Origin of the sequence: Escherichia sp. 94.0001, assembly GCF_013369155.2 — a bacterium.
GTDB classification, from domain to species: Bacteria; Pseudomonadota; Gammaproteobacteria; order Enterobacterales; family Enterobacteriaceae; genus Escherichia; species Escherichia coli_F.
In genome coordinates this window covers 34910-54754 of the sequence record NZ_JABWMS020000002.1, presented here as the reverse complement: position 1 = coordinate 54754, position 19845 = coordinate 34910, and the positions used below count along the sequence as shown (strand labels likewise).

Sequence of the window (19845 nt, the reverse complement as noted above, 5' to 3'; positions counted from 1 at the left end):
CTGTTGTACACTACCGGGGCCTTTTGGCCCCGTTTTTTTATCTGGAGGATTAATGACAATCACGGACCTGGTACTGATTCTTTTTATCGCCGCACTCCTGACCTTCGCGATCTACGATCAGTTCATCATGCCCCGCCGCAACGGCCCCACCCTGCTGGCAATTCCTTTGCTCCGACGTGGCCGCATCGACAGCGTTATCTTCGTAGGACTGATTGTCATTCTTATCTATAACAACGTCACGAATCATGGCGCGCAAATAACGACATGGTTATTAAGTGCACTGGCTCTAATGGGGTTTTATATATTCTGGATCCGCGTTCCGAAGATCATCTTTAAACAAAAAGGTTTTTTCTTCGCCAATGTCTGGATTGAATATAGCCGAATCAAAGCGATGAACTTGTCGGAAGATGGCGTGTTGGTGATGCAATTAGAACAGCGCCGGCTGTTAATTCGCGTTCGAAATATCGACGATCTGGAAAAAATTTATAAGCTTCTCGTTTCAACTCAATAAGTTATCAATTTAGCCAAAGCTATGTTTAGTGTATTTTTAATAATCAGACATAGCTTAGGCTATATTACCCCTTCCCTTATTTGTTATTTATTTTAACGTTTCATTGATATATAAATCCAAATGACAATCGTTATCAATTAACTGCTGAAATAATATATCCCAACAGTTGTTTTATATTCTAAAAATATGTTAATGTTGCGCCCTCATTTGGGGAGTAGCCGATTTCCAGATTCCGGAAATGTACGTGTCAACATACTCGTTGCAAAACGTGGCACGTACGGACTGAACACTTTCAGTCAGGCGAGACCATATGCACATCAATCGCTATGCCTGCATGAACGCGAAAATCATCGCGGTTTGTTGTTCATGTATGCATGTTTGCTGGGGGCGATGATGTGTTTTATGGATACCCCGGTCAGGACGTTGTCATGAATATCACTGCTACTGTTCTTCTTGCGTTTGGTATGTCGATGGATGCATTTGCTGCATCAATCGGTAAAGGTGCCACCCTCCATAAACCGAAATTTTCTGAAGCTTTGCGAACCGGCCTTATTTTTGGTGCCGTCGAAACCCTGACGCCGCTGATCGGCTGGGGAATGGGCATGTTAGCCAGCCGGTTTGTCCTTGAATGGAACCACTGGATTGCGTTTGTGCTGCTGATATTCCTCGGCGGGCGAATGATTATTGAGGGTTTTCGTGGCGCAGATGATGAAGATGAAGAACCGCGCCGTCGACACGGTTTCTGGCTACTGGTAACCACCGCGATTGCCACCAGCCTGGATGCCATGGCTGTGGGTGTTGGTCTCGCCTTCCTGCAGGTCAACATTATCGCGACCGCATTGGCCATTGGTTGTGCAACCTTGATTATGTCGACATTAGGGATGATGGTTGGTCGCTTTATTGGCTCAATTATTGGGAAAAAAGCAGAAATTCTCGGCGGGTTGGTGCTGATCGGCATCGGCGTCCAGATCCTCTGGACGCACTTCCACGGTTAATAAGAACGCTGCCAGAGGTGAATATTAAAGTCCGTCTGGCAGTCGAACACTTCTTTTGCTGCCAGTGTTTGCCAGACTTCTGGCTTCGCACGCCAGGCAAACGGCGTCATCTGCAATAATGCGACGGCTTCATCACCGCGAAGACGCATCGGATAACACAACTCAGCACTCTGCTGTAATGTAAAACCTTCGAGTTGTTCTGCATGAGGTGCATGAAGATGTACTTCATTGTAAATCAGCCCCTTCAGCTCCATCAAATGTCGCGGTCCCGGCGTGGCAGTAATGACCCAACCGCCAGGCTTCACTACTCGCGCTAACTCTTCTGCTTTACACGGCGCGTAAATACGTATTATGGCGTCCATACTGGTATCGGAAAACGGCAAACGGTGGCTGGAAGCAACACAAAAAGTGACCTGCGGATAGCGTTTCGCCGCCGCTTTTATCGCTACCTTCGAGACATCCAGGCCAAACGTGGTGATTTCGGGCAACGCATCGGCAAATGCGTGTGTGTAATACCCTTCACCACAGCCAATATCCAGCACCGCCGTGGCCTTTTCATCAAGCCGTTCCTGCAGTTGGGCGACAATTGCATCACGCAGTGGCTGATAATGTCCGGCATCTAAGAATGCGCGGCGTGCTTGCATCATTTCCGCGCTGTCGCCCGGATCACGAGACCGTTTATGCTGAACGGGCAGCAAATTGACATACCCTTCTTTCGCCATATCAAACTGATGTCGCTGGGGACAGATATAGCTGTTTTTTTCACGCGAAAGAGGCTGATGGCAAAGTGGACAGGAAAACGACATGACAACTCCGGCAGGATACTAAAGGCCGCAAGTGTAACGCGAATCACGCGGCGGGCAAATATCCGAACGCCAGGAGCGAAGATAAAACAAAGTAAAAAGCCTCGCATTCGACGAGGCTTTATAGCGAGATTGAAGTGTCTTCACACTTCAGATCAGTGGATTCGATCAGATAGCTGTTACGTTAACAGCTGCCGGACCTTTCTGACCGTCCTGAATTTCGAACTCAACGTTCTGACCTTCAGCCAGAGTTTTGAAGCCATTACCCTGGATAGCGGAGAAGTGTACGAACACGTCTTTGCTGCCATCAGCCGGAGTAATGAAGCCAAAACCTTTAGACTCGTTGAACCACTTAACCTGACCTTTAATCTTTGCCATTTGAAAAATTCCTTAGATTGTTTTCTTCGCCCGCAGGCATAACATAGATAAAACTGACACATTACTGCATGAGGCACCAATATAAGGCTCGGCAGAGAAGCGGTATTCAACGTCAACGTGTTTACTCAGGACTTCTTTACTGAAAATGCCACACATAAACAGAACTGTACCTCGTTTAACCCGAAATCTGTTATCACATACAACGTTAATTATGGCAAGCCATTTTTAAACATGTCTCGATCAGACGCACAAATCTCGATACGTCTTCCACTTTTTTTGCACACTTATGCAACGGAATACGCGCCGATATATCATTGTGCTTAACCTTGCCAGTTCAGGCAGATACTTAAACTGACGTATTTTCTAACATAGTTCAATAAGTTCAGTTGTTCCAGGCCAATGGGAGAAGTTATTACATAGTGCGTGCAATATCACATTTTCTGCTATGCAATGAATAAAAAGTTATATCACTTTTTCTCATAAAACAGTCAGTTAACGGCTATCAATCACCCCAAAGAGAAGTCAATCGCCAAAGGTATTGTAAATTTAAAATAAGAAAAATTGATGAATGCGCAAAAAAATCAAGAGAGAAACGTTTCGCTAATAAATAATAACACGCTTAATCACAAATCCGATGTAAACATCCTAATAAATTAATGGGCTAAATATCTTTTTCTGATATCCCGTTACGCAAATAAATAATATGATAATTATTTGAAGTCAGACCAGAGTTTTAATTTGAAGCAGTTGCACCATGACAGTGCGTATAATCAGGATGAATTGAGTAACCCTTCAACGACGGGGTTACTCAAGATTGAGGAAGGATTACCGTTCGGCGACCAGACGAATAATATCTTCGTCTTCAACCGATTTTTGACTCTCAACGGTCTTTTTATCTTCTTTCTCAGGTTCGTTTGCTTCGCACAAACGACGTAACAGTGCATTTTGACGTTTTTGCTGATCCAGCAACGCCTCAAGCAGTTCAATCTGTTCGTTAGTTCGTGAACTGGCACGATTGATAAAAAACCACAAGATGAGCCCGATAAGAAGAACCACCACCGATACAACCAAAGACGCAATGTTCATCACGCCTGAATTTACAACTTCGTTCATTTCACCACCTCTGAGTAGAGGCGCTATTCTACCACTGCTGGAGAGGAAGAAAATCTAGTGCTGAAAAAATGATATCACCACGGGATAAACTGGTTAATGGCACAAATTCCGCTGAAAAATTGTACATCCTGATCGCACATCATGTTGAATACCTGCGCCCAAAGCAGCAAGCAAGCCAACACCACGACAACCAGAACGACCCATCGAAACTTTTTCACTCCAATCTCCGTTTCACCTACCTTATGTCATTAAACTAGCATGTGTTAGTTAAACAGCGCCTAACTATGTCGATATTCGTGCTTTTTCAGAATGAGTCGCTTGCTTCAGCGCATATTGCCGCTACGATTAAGCGAACATAAAAAGAGAAGAGGTTGTAATGCGATTCATCATTCGCACAGTTATGCTGATAGCACTGGTATGGATAGGATTATTACTCAGCGGATATGGCGTTTTGATTGGAAGCAAAGAGAATGCCGCGGGATTAGGTTTGCAATGTACCTATCTGACCGCCAGAGGCACCAGCACGGTACAATACCTGCACACTAAAAGTGGTTTTCTGGGGATAACAGATTGCCCGTTGTTACGTAAAAGCAATATTGTGGTCGATAATGGTTAAGGGTAATAAATAACCAGATTCTCACTCATAAGTAAAATATTCTTATCGCAAGTGCGTTTAATATAACGCCACCTTCAACTTTATTTTTCTCATGCTAAATAAAGAACCTGTCTGTTTGATATTCAGACAGGTTCTTACTCTCATCAGAACGGATAGTCGTGATAACCCATTTGTGCAGAAATTTTGCGCGCCGCGGTATGCAACATTGCGACATATTCCTGTAAACGCTCTTCAGAGAAACGCAACGTCGGGAAGGAGATGCTCAGACCGGCAATGACCACGCCAAAGCGATCAAATACCGGAACCGCAATGCAACGCAGTCCTTCTTCCTGCTCTTCGTTATCTTCGCCATACCCCTGCTCGCGCACCTGGTCCAGAACGGGTAATAACGCTTCAGTACTGGTGATGGTCCGTTCGGTACTGCGTTTATACTCCACGCCCTCGAGAATTTGCTTCACTTCATCGCGATCGCGCCATGCCAGCAGTACCTTACCAATCGCGGTGCTGTACAGCGGATTACGACGACCAATCCGTGAATACATGCGCAAATTGTACATAGAGTCAATTTTGTGGATGTAAACAATACTGTCTTCGTCCAGTGCGCCGAGGTGGATAGTTTCTTTCGTCAGGCGGGAGATCTCACGCATCTGGATATCTGCACTACGAATTAAATCGACGTTTTGTAACGCACGAGCGCCCAGTTCAAACAATTTCAGGGTCAGCGAATATTTCTCCGACTCCCCTTCCTGCGCCACATAACCCAGGGTTTTCATGGTCTGTAAAAAGCGATAAACGGTGCTTTTTGACATCATGACGCGCTGCGACAGCTCGGTTATCCCTATTTCGCGCTCTTCACCCAGCGCCTGCAAAATGCCAAAAACTTTCAGCACGGAAGATACAGAATCAGGCTGTTTATCCAGATCTGCGTTAGCCATTTATCACCTCATTGCGAGTGTTTTATAAAAATCAGAACTGTTTTTTATTATAATTTCGCACCTGGGTGGTCGCAATCCATCTTTTGCCGGTTAGTTACAATTCTGCGACATCCACCGTGAATATCAGTGCTAGAATCTTACCCCTGTTGATTATTCACCAAAGATATAAAATTCCTATGCCAAAAGTTCAGGCCGACGGCCTGCCATTGCCCCAGCGATACGGTGCGATATTAACCATTGTGATTGGTATTTCGATGGCTGTGCTTGACGGCGCAATCGCCAACGTCGCCTTGCCAACAATCGCCACAGACCTTCATGCCACACCGGCCAGTTCCATCTGGGTAGTGAACGCCTATCAAATCGCCATTGTCATCTCCCTGCTCTCGTTTTCGTTTCTGGGCGATATGTTTGGCTATCGACGTATTTATAAATGCGGTCTGGTCGTTTTTCTGTTGTCTTCACTGTTCTGCGCCCTTTCTGATTCGCTACAAATGCTCACCCTTGCTCGTGTCATACAAGGTTTCGGCGGTGCAGCGTTGATGAGCGTTAATACCGCACTTATCCGCCTGATCTATCCACAACGTTTTCTGGGTAGAGGGATGGGCGTAAACTCGTTTATTGTTGCCGTCTCTTCTGCTGCCGGGCCGACAATTGCTGCAGCAATCCTCTCCATCGCATCCTGGAAATGGTTATTTTTAATCAACGTACCGTTGGGTATTATCGCCCTGCTTCTGGCGATGCGTTTTCTGCCACCCAATGGCTCTCGTGCCAGTAAACCCCGTTTCGACCTGCCCAGCGCCGTGATGAACGCGTTAACCTTCGGCCTGCTTATTACTGCATTGAGTGGTTTCGCTCAGGGGCAATCGCTGACGTTGATTGGCGCGGAACTGGTGGTAATGGTTGTCGTTGGTATTTTCTTTATTCGCCGCCAGCTTTCTCTTCCCGTACCGCTGCTACCGGTGGATTTACTGCGTATCCCGCTGTTTTCACTTTCTATTTGCACATCTGTTTGCTCTTTCTGCGCACAAATGCTGGCAATGGTTTCCCTGCCCTTTTACCTGCAAACCGTGCTCGGGCGTAGTGAAGTCGAAACAGGTTTACTTCTGACACCGTGGCCGTTAGCAACAATGGTGATGGCTCCGCTGGCAGGCTATTTGATTGAACGCGTACATGCAGGATTGCTGGGTGCTTTAGGGTTGTTCATCATGGCTGCGGGGCTTTTTTCCCTGGTTCTGCTGCCCGCGTCACCTGCGGATATCAATATTATCTGGCCGATGATCTTATGTGGCGCTGGATTTGGCTTATTCCAGTCACCCAATAACCACACCATTATTACCTCCGCTCCGCGCGAACGTAGCGGTGGGGCCAGTGGCATGTTAGGGACGGCTCGTCTATTGGGTCAGAGTAGTGGCGCGGCGCTGGTGGCGCTGATGCTAAATCAGTTTGGTGATAATGGTACACACGTCTCGCTGATGGCTGCGGCTATTCTGGCAGTGATTGCTGCCTGTGTCAGTGGCTTACGTATTACCCAGCCACGATCCAGGGCATAAAAAAAGCGCGTCGATCAGGACGCGCTTTTTAGTATTTACTTCATATTACTTCAGGTATTCACCCGTACGCAGAGCTTCAATACGTTTATCCAGCGGCGGGTGAGTCATGAACAACTCACTGAGCGATTTCGACTTCCCGTTAATACAGAAAGCCATCATGCTGGTTGCTTCTTGCGGTTCATAGCTGGTTTTCAGACGTTGCAGCGCGGCAATCATTTTCTCACGACCAACCAGTTTTGCTGAACCCGCATCGGCGTGGAATTCACGGTGACGCGAGAACCACATGGTGATAATGCTCGCCAGAATACCAAACACCAGTTCCAGCACCGTCGCGACGGCAAAGTAGATCAGTGGGTTGCCGTTGCTCTCTTCACCTTCGTCACGGTTACCGCCCATGAAGCCAGCAGCCAGCTGCGCCAGAATACGGGAAATAAAGATAACGAAGGTGTTCACCACGCCCTGAATCAGCGTCATGGTGACCATATCACCATTGGCGATGTGGCTGATTTCGTGAGCAATTACCGCCTCGGCTTCATCCGGGCTCATGTTCTGCAGCAAACCGGTGCTGACAGCAACCAGAGAGGCATCACGGCGCGCACCGGTTGCAAAAGCGTTGATGTCCGGCGCATGGTAGATAGCCACTTGCGGCATAGCGATCCCCGCCTGACGAGCCTGGGTTGCTACAGTATTGACCAGCCAACGTTCCCTTTCGTTACGCGGTTGCTCGATCACTTCCCCGCCAACAGATCGTAATGCCATCCATTTGGACATCAGAAGCGAAACGAAGGAACCACCAAAACCGAACAGCAAGGCCATGATCATCAGCCCCTGAACGCTGCTCGACTGTATCCCTGTCAGGCTCAGTACCAGCCCGAAAACGACCATTACGGCCAGGTTCGTTAGCAGGAAGAGCGCGATTCGCATCATAATTTTCTTTTTACCTCAGTTTAACAAAACGCAATATGCGATACCCACATCGTATGGGTTACGCGACTATTTTCAAGTCTGGATAGTGCGTAAGTCACCAGAAAGACACAACTTTACATTTTGTAGCATCTGATTTACGGCATCTTGCCGCTGTTAAAAAATCAGGCACAATTTCTTGTGCCTGATTGATGTTACTTGACGGGAGCGGGTTGTTCCGCGGGTCTGGCTTTTTCAAGCTTCGCCAAATCGAGTGCGATATTCACCGTCTCATCCAGATAAGGATCCGGTTCCTGGTAATCTTTCGGTAGATCATCCAGCTTCTTCAACTCCGGTTTACCTTCGCGTTTAAAGCGTTCGTTCAAACGCGCCAGACGCGTCGCATCATCTTCATTATTCTCTTTCTCACGCACCGCGTAATTCAGAGAAACGATATTGCGCTTGTCCTTCATGGCGTTGAAGCGCGCGATATCCTTCATGATGTTCTGGAACTCAGGATCTTTCGCGATACGCGCATTATGCGCCTTCAGCAACTCCGGTTCAAAGGCCGTTAAATCGCCTGATTTCACATAGGTTGCAGCATCAATGCTATCCCACGGCAGCGCGTTATCTTCAAATTTCTCTCCCGTTTCCGTTTCTTCATTACCTGTCGGCATGATGATGTCTGGCGTTACGCCCTTACGTTGCGTACTGCCGCCGTTAACGCGATAGAATTTCTGGATCGTGTATTGAACAGAACCCAAAGCTGGCCATTCAGGACGTAACATCTGATCGTAAATACGGTTCAATGAACGGTACTGCTGGACAGTGCCTTTACCAAATGTCGGTTCACCCACAACCAGCGCACGACCGTAATCCTGCATTGCCGCAGCAAAGATTTCTGAAGCCGAAGCACTAAAGCGGTCAACCAGCACCACCAGCGGGCCTTTATAGAAGACCTGACCGTCGGTATCGCTGTCTTCACGAACTTTACCGTTGTTATCACGGACCTGAACAATCGGACCTGCAGGAATAAACAGGCCTGAAAGCGATACTGCCTCGGTCAACGCCCCACCGCCATTGCTACGCAGGTCGATGATCACACTGCTGACATTCTGTTTTTCCAGTTTCTGCAGTTGTACTTTGACATCATCTGTCAAACCCACATAGAAGCCAGGAATATCCAGCACGCCAACTTTCTCTTTACCGACGGTCTTCACCGACATTTTAACCGCGCGGTCTTCGAGGCGAATACGTTCACGGGTCAACGTTACAGTACGGGTCTTGGTCCCTTTACCAGCAGGTAAAATTTCCAGACGAACTTTACTGCCCTTCGGCCCTTTAATTAAGGCAACCACGTCATCAAGACGCCAGCCAATCACGTCAACCATCGGCTTGCCTGTTTGACCAACACCGACAATTTTGTCACCAACGCTGATAGCTTTACTCTTCGCTGCCGGGCCACCTGCTACCATCGAATTGATAACGGTGTAGTCATCATCCATTTGCAGCACTGCGCCAATACCTTCCAGCGACAAACTCATTTCAGTGTTGAACTGTTCGGTATTACGCGGGGAAAGATAGTTGGTATGCGGGTCTATTTCACGAGCAAACGCCGTCATTGCCAGCGAGAAAACATCTTCGCTGTTGGTTTGCGCCAGACGACGAATGGCAAATTTGTAGCGGCGAGTCAGGGTTTCACGAATTTCTTTATCCGTTTTTCCTGTCAGCTTAAGACTTAACTCGTCGAATTTGACTTTACTGTCCCACAGCGCGTTCAACTCAGCCTCGTTTTTCGGCCATGGAGCTTTGCTGCGGTCAAGGTTATAAGTGTCGTTGCCGGTAAAATCCATCGGCTTTTCCAGTACCGACAAAGCGTACTGGTAACGTTCAAAACGGCGCTTTTGCGCCAAATTGTAGAGATCGTAGAAAACGTCGAGTTTGCCTGAACGCAGTTCATCACCCAACTCGGTTTTCTTTTTTGCGAACTGTTCAACATCGCTTGCCAGCAGCACGTTGTGGCTGTAATCGAGCAGATTCAGGTAGCGGTCAAAGATTTTAGCCGAAAATGCCTGATCGAGGTCGAACTGGCGATAATGAGAACGGGTGAAGCGCGACGTTACGCGCTCACTCACCGTCGCATGCTGCGTCTCTTCCTTTAACACCGGAATTTGATCAGCACGCGTGATATCTTCTACAGCGAAGGTCTGGCCTGCTATTGCAAGCAGGCCAGCTAACGCGGTAAGCCTAAAAAACATGTTCATGCCTGGCCCGGCCTCCGTTTCAGAACACCAGGTGTTCTGCGCGCACAATCAAAGACATACCCGAATTCAGTTGGACGCGGACGCCGTCTTTGGTGATTTCTAATACGGTGGCATCCATCGCGTTTTGACCCGCTTTCACCTTCAGGGCTTGTCCGACAGTCAGAGCTGAAATGTCAGAAACTGGGGTGTGCTGTTCTTCGCGAGGTGCTTTTGCTGTTTTTGGCGCTTTCTCTACCGGCTTTTGCGCACGTGGTTTACGCTCAGCGCCTTCTTTGCGGCGTGGCGTGGTCGGACGTGGCTTGCGTTCACGGCGCGGTGCGTCTTCTTTCTCACCAGCAGCTGCGGCAGCTTCGCGTTTTTTCGCTTGCTGCTCAGCACGCTGTGCTTGAACACGTGCTTTCGCTTCTTCAAGCTGCTTGCGAGCATGCTCTACATGTTGCTCGTCCAGCTCACCGCATGGGTTGCCGTCAAGATCGACACGCGTTGCGCCGGGTTTAACACCGTAAAGGTAACGCCAGCTCGAGGTATAGAGACGTAAAGCGGATCGCAATTGCGTTTTGCTCAGGTTCATTTCCCCGGCAACACGATCGACCAAATCCTGAAAAATACCGATTTTCAGCGGACGCGCTTCACCTTCCGCACTGAAACAGTGGGGAAAACGTTCGGCCAGAAACGCGATTACTTCTTTACTGCTATTCAACTTAGGTTGATTTTCCATGAAATTTCCTGATTACAACGGACGTAGCCAACAAGCGCAGGCATGAACAGGCGTCATTATAATGACGCCATCAGTAAATGCTACGTTATCCGTTGATTATCCTGCGACGCTCGCAAAGAATTTTTTGTAATCCGTCATTGCAAGCACCTTTTCAAGCTGTGCCACAAGCTGACGTAAGCCCTGCTCGTCCTCGTCTGTAAAGCGACCGAAGACGGTACTGTCGATATCGAGAACACCAATAATCTGATTTTTCACCACCAGCGGCAGGACAATTTCAGAATTACTTGCTGCATCACAGGCAATATGCCCATCAAAAGCGTGAACATCCTCGATTCGCTGCACTTCATTACGGGCAACTGCAGTGCCACACACACCGCGCCCGACGGGGATGCGTACACAAGCAATTTTGCCCTGAAACGGTCCGAGAACCAACGTCTCGTCCTCAAGCAAATAAAAACCTGCCCAGTTTACGTCAGTGAGACGCTCATATAACAACGCACTGGTGTTTGCCAGCGTTGCCAGAAAACTGGTTTCTCCCGCCATCAGCGCGTTAAAGTCACGGTTTAAATCCGCGTAAAATTCTGTTTTGTTCATTATGTAATCACTTGGTTGTCTTACCTGGAACTGCCAGCCTATTAAAATAAGCATTAAATGCGTTAATGCTCAAGATCATTCCCATCATGGGTTAAGATTAATGTTAATTCTTATTACATTTGGCACGTCATGGCTCTTAACACACCACAAATTACGCCGACAAAAAAGATAACAGTGAGGGCAATTGGCGAGGAACTGCCGCGTGGTGATTACCAACGTTGCCCGCAATGTGACATGCTGTTTAGCCTACCCGAGATAAACTCTCATCAAAGTGCCTATTGTCCGCGCTGTCAGGCAAAAATTCGTGACGGGCGCGACTGGTCGCTAACGCGCCTGGCAGCAATGGCATTCACCATGCTGTTGCTGATGCCGTTTGCCTGGGGCGAACCGCTGTTGCATATCTGGCTGTTAGGTATTCGTATTGACGCCAATGTCATGCAAGGCATCTGGCAAATGACCAAACAGGGCGATGCAATAACGGGGGCGATGGTCTTTTTTTGCGTTATTGGTGCCCCCCTTATTCTGGTGACCTCCATAGCTTATTTATGGTTTGGTAACCGACTGGGAATGAATCTACGCCCGGTACTGCTGATGCTTGAGCGATTGAAAGAGTGGGTGATGCTGGACATCTATCTGGTCGGTATTGGCGTTGCTTCTATAAAGGTGCAGGATTATGCGCACATTCAGGCGGGTATTGGTCTGTTCTCTTTTGTTGCATTAGTGATATTGATCACGGTGACGTTGTCACATCTTAATGTCGAGGAACTGTGGGCGCGATTTTATCCACAGCGCCCCGCTACGCGTAGGGACGAGAAACTCCGTGTCTGTCTTGGGTGCCATTTTACCGGCTATCCTGATCAGCGTGGTCGCTGCCCGCGTTGCCATATCCCGCTACGCCTGCGTCGCCGTCATAGTCTGCAAAAATGCTGGGCGGCGTTGTTAGCATCAATCGTGTTGTTGTTACCTGCCAACCTGTTGCCTATTTCTATCATTTATCTGAACGGAGGACGGCAGGAAGATACGATTCTTTCCGGGATTATGTCGCTGGCAAGTAGCAACATTGCGGTGGCGGGAATCGTGTTTATCGCCAGTATTCTGGTGCCGTTTACTAAAGTGATCGTCATGTTCACTTTACTGTTGAGCATTCATTTTAAATGCCAGCAAGGTTTACGCACACGCATTCTGTTACTGCGGATGGTGACCTGGATTGGTCGCTGGTCGATGCTCGACCTGTTTGTCATATCTTTAACCATGTCGCTGATTAATCGCGATCAGATCCTCGCTTTTACTATGGGACCGGCTGCGTTTTATTTCGGCGCAGCGGTAATTTTGACTATTCTTGCTGTGGAATGGCTGGACAGCCGCTTACTTTGGGATGCACATGAGTCAGGAAACGCCCGCTTCGACGACTGAAGCGCAGATTAAAAATAAACGCCGTATCTCACCTTTCTGGCTGCTGCCGTTCATCGCGCTTATGATTGCCGGTTGGCTGATTTGGGACAGTTATCAGGATCGGGGTAATACCGTCACCATCGACTTTATGTCGGCGGACGGTATCGTCCCCGGCCGAACGCCTGTTCGTTATCAGGGTGTTGAAGTCGGAACAGTGCAGGATATCAGCCTGAGCGACGATCTTCGTAAGATTGAAGTTAAAGTCAGCATCAAGTCCGATATGAAAGATGCGCTGCGCGAAGAGACACAGTTTTGGCTGGTGACGCCAAAGGCCTCACTGGCAGGTGTCTCCGGGCTGGACGCCCTCGTCGGTGGTAACTATATCGGCATGATGCCGGGTAAAGGTAAAGAGCAGGATCACTTTGTCGCACTCGACACCCAACCAAAATATCGGCTGGATAACGGCGATCTGATGATCCACCTGCAAGCCCCCGATCTCGGTTCACTGAACAGTGGTTCACTGGTCTATTTCCGCAAGATCCCGGTGGGTAAAGTCTACGACTATGCCATCAATCCCAATAAACAAGGTGTGGTGATTGATGTCCTGATCGAGCGGCGTTTTACCGACCTGGTGAAAAAAGGTAGCCGTTTCTGGAACGTTTCTGGCGTTGATGCCAACGTCAGTATCAGTGGTGCGAAGGTGAAACTGGAAAGTCTGGCGGCACTGGTTAACGGTGCGATTGCCTTCGATTCACCTGAAGAGTCGAAACCTGCCGAGGCGGAAGATACCTTTGGTCTTTATGAAGATCTCGCCCACAGCCAGCGTGGCGTAATAATAAAACTGGAACTGCCGAGTGGGGCCGGATTAACCGCCGACTCGACGCCGTTAATGTATCAGGGGCTGGAAGTCGGACAGCTGACTAAACTGGATTTAAATCCTGGTGGTAAAGTCACTGGGGAAATGACCGTTGATCCCAGCGTCGTCACGCTGTTACGGGAAAATACCCGCATCGAATTACGTAATCCAAAATTATCCCTTAGCGATGCTAATCTCAGTGCCTTGCTGACCGGCAAAACCTTCGAGTTGGTGCCGGGCGACGGTGAGCCACGTAAAGAGTTTATTGTTGTTCCTGGCGAAAAAGCCCTGCTCCATGAGCCAGATGTTCTGACGCTGACCCTGACAGCACCAGAAAGTTACGGCATTGATGCTGGTCAGCCGCTCATTCTTCACGGCGTGCAGGTAGGCCAGGTTATTGATCGTAAACTCACCAGCAAAGGCGTCACCTTTACCGTCGCCATCGAGCCTCAGCATCGCGAACTGGTAAAAGGCGATAGCAAATTTGTCGTCAACAGCCGTGTCGACGTGAAGGTGGGGCTGGATGGCGTTGAGTTTCTCGGTGCCAGCGCCTCAGAATGGATTAACGGCGGGATACGTATTCTGCCAGGCGATAAAGGCGAGATGAAAGCCAGCTATCCACTGTATGCCAATCTGGAAAAAGCGCTGGAGAACAGCCTTAGCGATTTACCCACCACAACCGTGAGTTTGAGTGCAGAGACATTGCCAGATGTGCAGGCAGGATCGGTAGTGCTGTACCGTAAATTTGAAGTTGGTGAAGTTATTACTGTGCGTCCGCGAGCTAACGCGTTTGATATCGATCTGCATATTAAGCCGGAGTATCGCAACCTTCTGACCAGCAACAGCGTGTTCTGGGCAGAAGGTGGGGCGAAAGTTCAGCTAAATGGTAGTGGTCTGACTGTACAGGCATCCCCGCTCTCCAGAGCATTAAAGGGGGCTATTAGCTTCGATAACCTCAGCGGTGCCAGCGCCAGTCAGCGTAAAGGCGACAAGCGAATTCTGTATGCTTCCGAAACAGCGGCCCGTGCGGTTGGAGGGCAAATTACGCTTCACGCTTTCGATGCCGGAAAACTGGCGGTCGGGATGCCAATTCGCTATCTCGGTATTGATATCGGGCAAATCCAGACGCTGGATCTGATTACCGCGCGCAATGAAGTACAGGCAAAGGCGGTACTCTATCCGGAATATGTCCAGACCTTTGCACGCGGTGGTACACGCTTCTCAGTGGTCACACCGCAAATTTCGGCAGCTGGCGTTGAGCATCTTGATACTATCCTCCAGCCGTATATCAACGTCGAACCAGGCCGGGGCAATCCTCGCCGCGACTTTGAATTACAAGAGGCCACCATAACTGATTCGCGTTACCTGGATGGCTTAAGCATTATTGTTGAAGCGCCGGAAGCCGGTTCGTTAGGCATCGGTACGCCTGTGCTGTTCCGTGGTCTGGAAGTCGGTACGGTTACCGGAATGACGCTGGGGACATTGTCAGATCGCGTGATGATTGCGATGCGCATCAGTAAACGCTATCAACACCTGGTGCGTAACAATTCCGTCTTCTGGTTGGCATCGGGTTACAGTCTGGACTTTGGTCTGACGGGCGGCGTCGTGAAAACCGGCACCTTTAACCAGTTTATCCGTGGCGGCATCGCCTTCGCTACGCCTCCGGGTACGCCGCTGGCACCGAAAGCCCAGGAAGGCAAGCACTTCCTGTTGCAGGAAAGTGAACCGAAAGAGTGGCGTGAATGGGGAACAGCGCTTCCCAAATAATGCCCACTGCTCCGGCGTGCCTGCGCCGGAGCGTTTATGCTAAACTGCGCGCCTGTTTTTTTGCCAGTGGTACATGCTCGTGGCCCAACACACCGTTTATTTCCCGGACGCCTTTCTGACACAAATGCGCGAAGCAATGCCTTCGACGCTCTCATTTGATGATTTTCTTGCCGCCTGTCAGCGCCCGTTGCGCCGTAGTATTCGCGTTAATACGCTGAAAATCTCCGTTGCTGATTTCCTGCAATTAACCGCCCCTTATGGCTGGACGCTTACGCCAATTCCGTGGTGTGAAGAAGGTTTCTGGATTGAACGCAACGATGAAGATGCCTTGCCATTGGGTAGTACCGCCGAGCATTTAAGTGGCCTGTTTTATATTCAGGAAGCCAGTTCAATGTTGCCCGTCGCCGCCTTGTTTGCTGACGGTAATGCACCACAGCGGGTGATGGATGTCGCTGCCGCGCCCGGCTCCAAAACGACGCAAATTGCCGCGCGGATGAATAACGAAGGGGCGATCCTTGCCAATGAGTTTTCCGCCAGTCGGGTAAAAGTGTTACATGCCAATATCAGCCGCTGTGGCATCCGTAATGTTGCGCTCACGCATTTTGATGGCCGTGTATTTGGTGCGGCAGTGCCAGAAATGTTCGATGCCATTTTGCTGGACGCTCCCTGCTCCGGCGAAGGCGTGGTGCGTAAAGATCCCGATGCGCTAAAAAACTGGTCACCAGAAAGCAATCAGGAAATCGCAGCTACCCAACGGGAACTGATCGACAGCGCCTTTCATGCATTACGCCCTGGCGGTACGCTGATTTACTCGACCTGTACCTTAAACCAGGAAGAAAATGAAGCCGTCTGCCGGTGGCTGAAAGAGACTTACCCCGACGCAGTAGAGTTTTTACCGCTTGGCGATCTCTTCCCTGGTGCAAATAAGGCGCTGACCGAAGAAGGCTTTTTGCATGTTTTCCCACAAATTTACGACTGCGAAGGCTTCTTCGTTGCTCGTCTGCGTAAAACTCAGGCGATCCCCGTCTTACCCGCCCCAAAATACAAAGTGGGCAATTTCCCGTTTAGCCCGGTGAAAGATCGCGAAGCCGGTCAAATTCGTCAGGCGGCTGCAAGTGTTGGCTTAAACTGGGATGGAAACCTGCGACTCTGGCAACGCGACAAAGAACTGTGGTTGTTCCCGGTGGGCATTGAAGCCTTGATCGGTAAAGTCCGATTTTCTCGGTTGGGGATTAAACTTGCCGAAACACATAACAAAGGTTATCGCTGGCAGCATGAAGCGGTTATTGCCCTTGCCTCCCCCGACAATGTGAACGCTTTTGAACTGACACCGCAGGAAGCGGAAGAATGGTATCGCGGGCGCGATGTTTACCCGCAAGCCGCGCCAGTAGCGGATGATGTATTGGTTACTTTCCAGCATCAGCCGATTGGTTTAGCCAAACGGATTGGTTCGCGACTGAAAAACAGCTACCCGCGTGAACTGGTGCGCGACGGGAAGCTTTTTACCGGTAACGCCTGAAAGCGCACAAAAAAAGCGCACTTTTTGACTGGCACATTCGGCTGCCTCAACTAGGCTGAAAAATGGTGCGATCGGACTGGTCGTACCACAACCGGCAGCTAAATGGAGAGCACGAAGATGAAAACCAGTGTGCGCATAGGCGCTTTTGAAATCGACGACGGCGAATTACACGGCGAATCGCCGGGTGATCGAACGTTAACCATTCCTTGTAAATCAGACCCCGATTTATGTATGCAACTGGATGCCTGGGATGCTGAAACCAGTATCCCTGCCCTGCTAAATGGCGAACACTCTGTCCTTTACCGTACCCGTTACGATCAACAATCTGATGCCTGGATTATGCGTCTTGCCTGATCCAAAAAGAACCCGTCGGCATGGCGGGTTATTTATCCTGGTTATTCCCTCGTTGTAAAATCTCTCCTAAACTTAACGGTACGGCACCACACTTCGGGGATGAAATGTTCGCGCTGGTACTTTTTGTTTGCTACCTGGATGGCGGTTGTGAAGATATTGTTGTGGATGTCTACAACACGGAACAGCAGTGTCTTTATTCTATGAGCGATCAACGGATCCGCCATGGCGGTTGTTTTCCGATTGAGGATTTTATAGATGGTTTCTGGCGACCTGCACAGGAGTACGGTGATTTTTAATTATTGCAGTTGCACGAGAGTCAGTTCGCCCCCAAAGACAGCGCCGGTATCAATATAATGCAGGTTGCCAATATCCACGCGATGGCGCAACGGTGTATGACCAAACCAGAAATGATCAGCACCTGTAATTCCCTGCCCTTTTTGGCCTTCACGTAATCGTGAGCGGCTCCACAAGACCTGATGCAAATCGACGTCCTTTTGCCATTCATAAACATCATCCGGATAATCGGCATGGGCAATAACATGTTTGCCGGTGCGACTGTGTACTTCAAGAATAAAAGGCAAATACTGACATTTTTCCAGCGCCGTTTTCGCTTGTTTCTGTTGATTATCTGCCAGCGCAATAAACCAGTCGCCGCCATTCATCAACCACAAAGACATCTGCTGGGATGCCAGCGCATCCATCGCCATCTGTTCATGATTGCCTCTTACCGCACGAACCCAATGTTGTTCCAGTAACTGCAGGCAACGTAAACTTTGCGGCCCACGATCGATAACGTCTCCCACTGAGATAAGTAAATCTCGCCACGGATCAAAACGACAATGCCATAATTTGCGGCGCAACTGCTCAAGACAACCGTGTATATCGCCTGAAAGCCAGATATGTCGCCATTGATGACCCGCAATTCTCTGATAAACGGGCGCAGGCTGTTTCATCAATATTTTCCTCCCGCGCTAAAGATCACATAATCTTAACAATAATGTTAAAAAACGCTGGACTCAGACAGTAGAGTGTGTGTTATGGTTGACTATAAAGTCAGCGAAGGGAATGCTTCTGGCTTTTAACAGATAAAAAGAGACCGAACACGATTCCTGTATTCGGTCCAGGGAAATGGCTCTTGGGAGAGAGCCGTGCGCTAAAAGTTGGCATTAATGCAGGCTTAGTTGCCTTGCCCTTTAAGAATAGATGACGACGCCAGGTTTTCCAGTTTGCGTGCAAAATGGTCAATAAAAAGCGTGGTGGTCATCAGCTTAAATGTTAAAAACCGCCTGTTCTGGTGAAAGAACTGAGGCGGTTTTTTATTGGAAATCAAAAGGCTATTTTAGGTAATTAACAGAGTTTTTCAGCTCGCTCTATAAACGGTGCCAGACTCATTTTTTCACCTGGATTGTTAGGATCATCAATCTGAATCACCGAAATGGGCTGGGCATTGGTCTTCCCGCTGGCGACTTCCTTTTGTGCGATATCGTTCAAAGGATACTGCACGAGGGTACTCGGATTAATAACATACAACGCATGGCCCGGTCGGCATGTCAGCATCACCTCTTCGCGGTTAAATGCCCATTTGTCTTTACCCACTTCAAAACGACTGACGGTAATCACCTGCGGTGCCGCCAGCGCCGCTGCAGAACTGGTGAGTAACAGAAACGCCAGAATACTTTTTTTCATCATTTTCGTAATCCATCAAAAAGGTTCGAGAGTCGCAAGCAGGCTGATGATCACCAGCACTACCGCACCTATCGCCCATTCGAGTTTAGTCATCCACACAAACCAGGGAGCCGCACGATCTTCATCCTGCCTCATGCGCGGTACAAGAACATAACGATTAGCCAGCGCGATGACCACCATAATCATCACCAGGATGGCTTTGAGCAATAAGAGTTGGCCCCAGTAAGTCGTAAGCGTGGGGGGAAATCTGGTAATCAACAATGCATTAAGCACGCCGCTTGCCAGTACGCCGATCACCGCAAAATGCCCGCACCAGGAAAAACGCATCAGCGCCTGAATAGCCTGGTGTCGCCAACGGCCTTTGATGAGTTGCATACACCAGAGCACCGGCAGTAATCCTCCAAACCACGCCGCCGCACAGATCAGGTGAATCGCGTGATTAGTCTGATGGATTTTCGCCGTTACCCCTTCATTCAGCGTCGCATGCCCGACTCCCGCCAGCAGAATAAATTGCGCGGTAGTGAGCATAAACAGCAAACGTGGCATATTCCGCGGTTGCATAAGGGCGACGATCAACGTTACGAGGGCGAGAACAATTTGCCATAACCAGACACCACCAAACTGCGTTTGCAAAACAGCCTGCCAAATGTTTGGCGAAAATACATCTGACCATCCCGTTCCCATCAACCCGCCCTGAACGGCGAGCATTGCAGTGGCACTAATCAAACTCCAGACGGCAGCGTGCTGTTGTAAACGCAGAAAACGCTTCGTCAGCAAGCGACGAATCGTTAAGGGGGCCAGCCAGGCACCGTACATTGCGAAGCCAAAAACCAGCATCAGCGAGGTGAAATGGATAAATCGCAGCGCGATCCAGGTAAACGCCAGCATGAT

22 protein-coding genes are annotated in these 19845 nt (G+C 49.1%); 9 read left to right on the top strand and 13 right to left on the bottom strand.

The genetic code is table 11. The annotated features are described in order from the left end of the window. The first annotated feature begins 52 nt into the window (after nt 1-52). Together HEN33_RS01340 and mntP are read left to right on the top strand one after the other, a co-directional pair. On the top strand, nt 53-511 hold the full coding sequence (locus HEN33_RS01340) for a DUF986 family protein (protein ID WP_000156290.1): 459 nt from the start codon (nt 53-55) through the stop codon (nt 509-511). A 428-nt stretch (nt 512-939) separates the two neighbouring features. Beyond that, nucleotides 940-1506: a manganese efflux pump MntP gene (gene mntP / locus HEN33_RS01335; RefSeq protein ID WP_001296134.1), complete on the top strand. Its 567-nt coding sequence runs from the start codon at nt 940-942 to the stop codon at nt 1504-1506. On the opposite strand, the gene rlmA is transcribed toward mntP, so the two are convergent. From rlmA to mgrB, 5 genes are all read right to left on the bottom strand, one after another. Further along, the gene (gene rlmA, locus HEN33_RS01330) at nt 1503-2312 is read right to left on the bottom strand and encodes a 23S rRNA (guanine(745)-N(1))-methyltransferase (protein ID WP_000010109.1); all 810 of its coding nucleotides are present in this window, start codon (nt 2310-2312) and stop codon (nt 1503-1505) included. The genes mntP and rlmA overlap by 4 nt on opposite strands. 165 nt (nt 2313-2477) lie before the next feature. Next, a complete protein-coding gene (cspE, locus tag HEN33_RS01325) occupies nt 2478-2687 on the bottom strand; it encodes a transcription antiterminator/RNA stability regulator CspE (protein WP_001062678.1) in 210 nt (69 codons plus the stop codon). Between the two features lie 12 nt (nt 2688-2699). Next, a complete protein-coding gene (locus HEN33_RS01320; protein ID WP_001295496.1) occupies nt 2700-2843 on the bottom strand; it encodes a DUF2627 domain-containing protein in 144 nt (47 codons plus the stop codon). Nucleotides 2844-3512: 669 nt separating this feature from the next. Next, nucleotides 3513-3800 carry a YebO family protein gene (locus tag HEN33_RS01315; RefSeq protein ID WP_001006867.1) on the bottom strand — a complete coding sequence of 96 codons (288 nt, stop codon included), beginning with the start codon at nt 3798-3800 and terminating at the stop codon, nt 3513-3515. Between the two features lie 74 nt (nt 3801-3874). Further along, on the bottom strand, nt 3875-4018 hold the full coding sequence (gene mgrB, locus HEN33_RS01310) for a PhoP/PhoQ regulator MgrB (RefSeq protein WP_000714550.1): 144 nt from the start codon (nt 4016-4018) through the stop codon (nt 3875-3877). A 158-nt stretch (nt 4019-4176) separates the two neighbouring features. Here mgrB and HEN33_RS01305 point away from each other — a divergent pair, with 158 nt between their 5' ends. After that, on the top strand, nt 4177-4416 hold the full coding sequence (locus HEN33_RS01305) for a YobH family protein (RefSeq protein ID WP_001211011.1): 240 nt from the start codon (nt 4177-4179) through the stop codon (nt 4414-4416). A gap of 143 nt (nt 4417-4559) precedes the next feature. On the opposite strand, the gene kdgR is transcribed toward HEN33_RS01305, so the two are convergent. Then, on the bottom strand, nt 4560-5351 hold the full coding sequence (kdgR, locus tag HEN33_RS01300) for a DNA-binding transcriptional regulator KdgR (protein WP_001262182.1): 792 nt from the start codon (nt 5349-5351) through the stop codon (nt 4560-4562). 176 nt (nt 5352-5527) lie between these two features. On the opposite strand from kdgR, the gene HEN33_RS01295 reads away from it, so the two are divergent. Beyond that, nucleotides 5528-6901: an MFS transporter gene (locus tag HEN33_RS01295; RefSeq protein WP_039020728.1), complete on the top strand. Its 1374-nt coding sequence runs from the start codon at nt 5528-5530 to the stop codon at nt 6899-6901. Nucleotides 6902-6946: 45 nt separating this feature from the next. Here the strand turns inward: HEN33_RS01295 and htpX are convergent, their stop codons facing one another. The 4 genes from htpX to msrC all read right to left on the bottom strand — a co-directional run bounded on the left by htpX (nt 6947) and on the right by msrC (nt 11380). Beyond that, entirely contained in the window at nt 6947-7828 is an 882-nt protein-coding gene (gene htpX, locus HEN33_RS01290) for a protease HtpX (protein WP_000984517.1), read from the bottom strand. A 191-nt stretch (nt 7829-8019) separates the two neighbouring features. Further along, nucleotides 8020-10068: a carboxy terminal-processing peptidase gene (gene prc / locus HEN33_RS01285; protein ID WP_001055790.1), complete on the bottom strand. Its 2049-nt coding sequence runs from the start codon at nt 10066-10068 to the stop codon at nt 8020-8022. A 19-nt stretch (nt 10069-10087) separates the two neighbouring features. Further along, complete coding sequence (proQ, locus tag HEN33_RS01280; protein ID WP_000431368.1) at nt 10088-10786, bottom strand: RNA chaperone ProQ; 699 nt, start codon at nt 10784-10786, stop codon at nt 10088-10090. Nucleotides 10787-10882: 96 nt separating this feature from the next. Continuing rightward, complete coding sequence (gene msrC / locus HEN33_RS01275) at nt 10883-11380, bottom strand: L-methionine (R)-S-oxide reductase (RefSeq protein ID WP_001043890.1); 498 nt, start codon at nt 11378-11380, stop codon at nt 10883-10885. A 129-nt stretch (nt 11381-11509) separates the two neighbouring features. Between msrC and yebS the strand changes: the two genes are divergently transcribed. The 5 genes from yebS (at nt 11510) to HEN33_RS01250 (ending at nt 17564) form a co-directional block, all read left to right on the top strand. Then, nucleotides 11510-12793 (top strand): membrane integrity lipid transport subunit YebS, encoded by a 1284-nt coding sequence (gene yebS / locus HEN33_RS01270; protein ID WP_001353151.1) that lies wholly within the window; start codon nt 11510-11512, stop codon nt 12791-12793. Continuing rightward, nucleotides 12762-15395, top strand: a complete 2634-nt coding sequence (gene yebT / locus HEN33_RS01265) for a lipid-binding membrane homeostasis protein YebT (protein WP_001360729.1) — start codon at nt 12762-12764, stop codon at nt 15393-15395. The genes yebS and yebT overlap by 32 nt, the downstream gene beginning before the upstream one ends. A gap of 79 nt (nt 15396-15474) precedes the next feature. Further along, on the top strand, nt 15475-16914 hold the full coding sequence (rsmF, locus tag HEN33_RS01260) for a 16S rRNA (cytosine(1407)-C(5))-methyltransferase RsmF (RefSeq protein WP_105271124.1): 1440 nt from the start codon (nt 15475-15477) through the stop codon (nt 16912-16914). A gap of 117 nt (nt 16915-17031) precedes the next feature. After that, on the top strand, nt 17032-17268 hold the full coding sequence (locus HEN33_RS01255) for a YebV family protein (RefSeq protein ID WP_001295499.1): 237 nt from the start codon (nt 17032-17034) through the stop codon (nt 17266-17268). Between the two features lie 104 nt (nt 17269-17372). Beyond that, complete coding sequence (locus HEN33_RS01250) at nt 17373-17564, top strand: YdfD/YebW family protein (protein WP_001296140.1); 192 nt, start codon at nt 17373-17375, stop codon at nt 17562-17564. Here HEN33_RS01250 and pphA read toward each other — a convergent pair whose 3' ends face one another. From pphA to copD, 3 genes are all read right to left on the bottom strand, one after another. Continuing rightward, nucleotides 17565-18221, bottom strand: coding sequence for a protein-serine/threonine phosphatase (pphA, locus tag HEN33_RS01245; protein ID WP_000812737.1), 657 nt, complete (start codon nt 18219-18221; stop codon nt 17565-17567). Between the two features lie 394 nt (nt 18222-18615). Then, nucleotides 18616-18957, bottom strand: a complete 342-nt coding sequence (locus HEN33_RS01240; RefSeq protein ID WP_000976467.1) for a YebY family protein — start codon at nt 18955-18957, stop codon at nt 18616-18618. 12 nt (nt 18958-18969) lie between these two features. Next, a complete protein-coding gene (copD, locus tag HEN33_RS01235; RefSeq protein ID WP_000879324.1) occupies nt 18970-19842 on the bottom strand; it encodes a copper homeostasis membrane protein CopD in 873 nt (290 codons plus the stop codon). Nucleotides 19843-19845 lie beyond the last annotated feature (3 nt).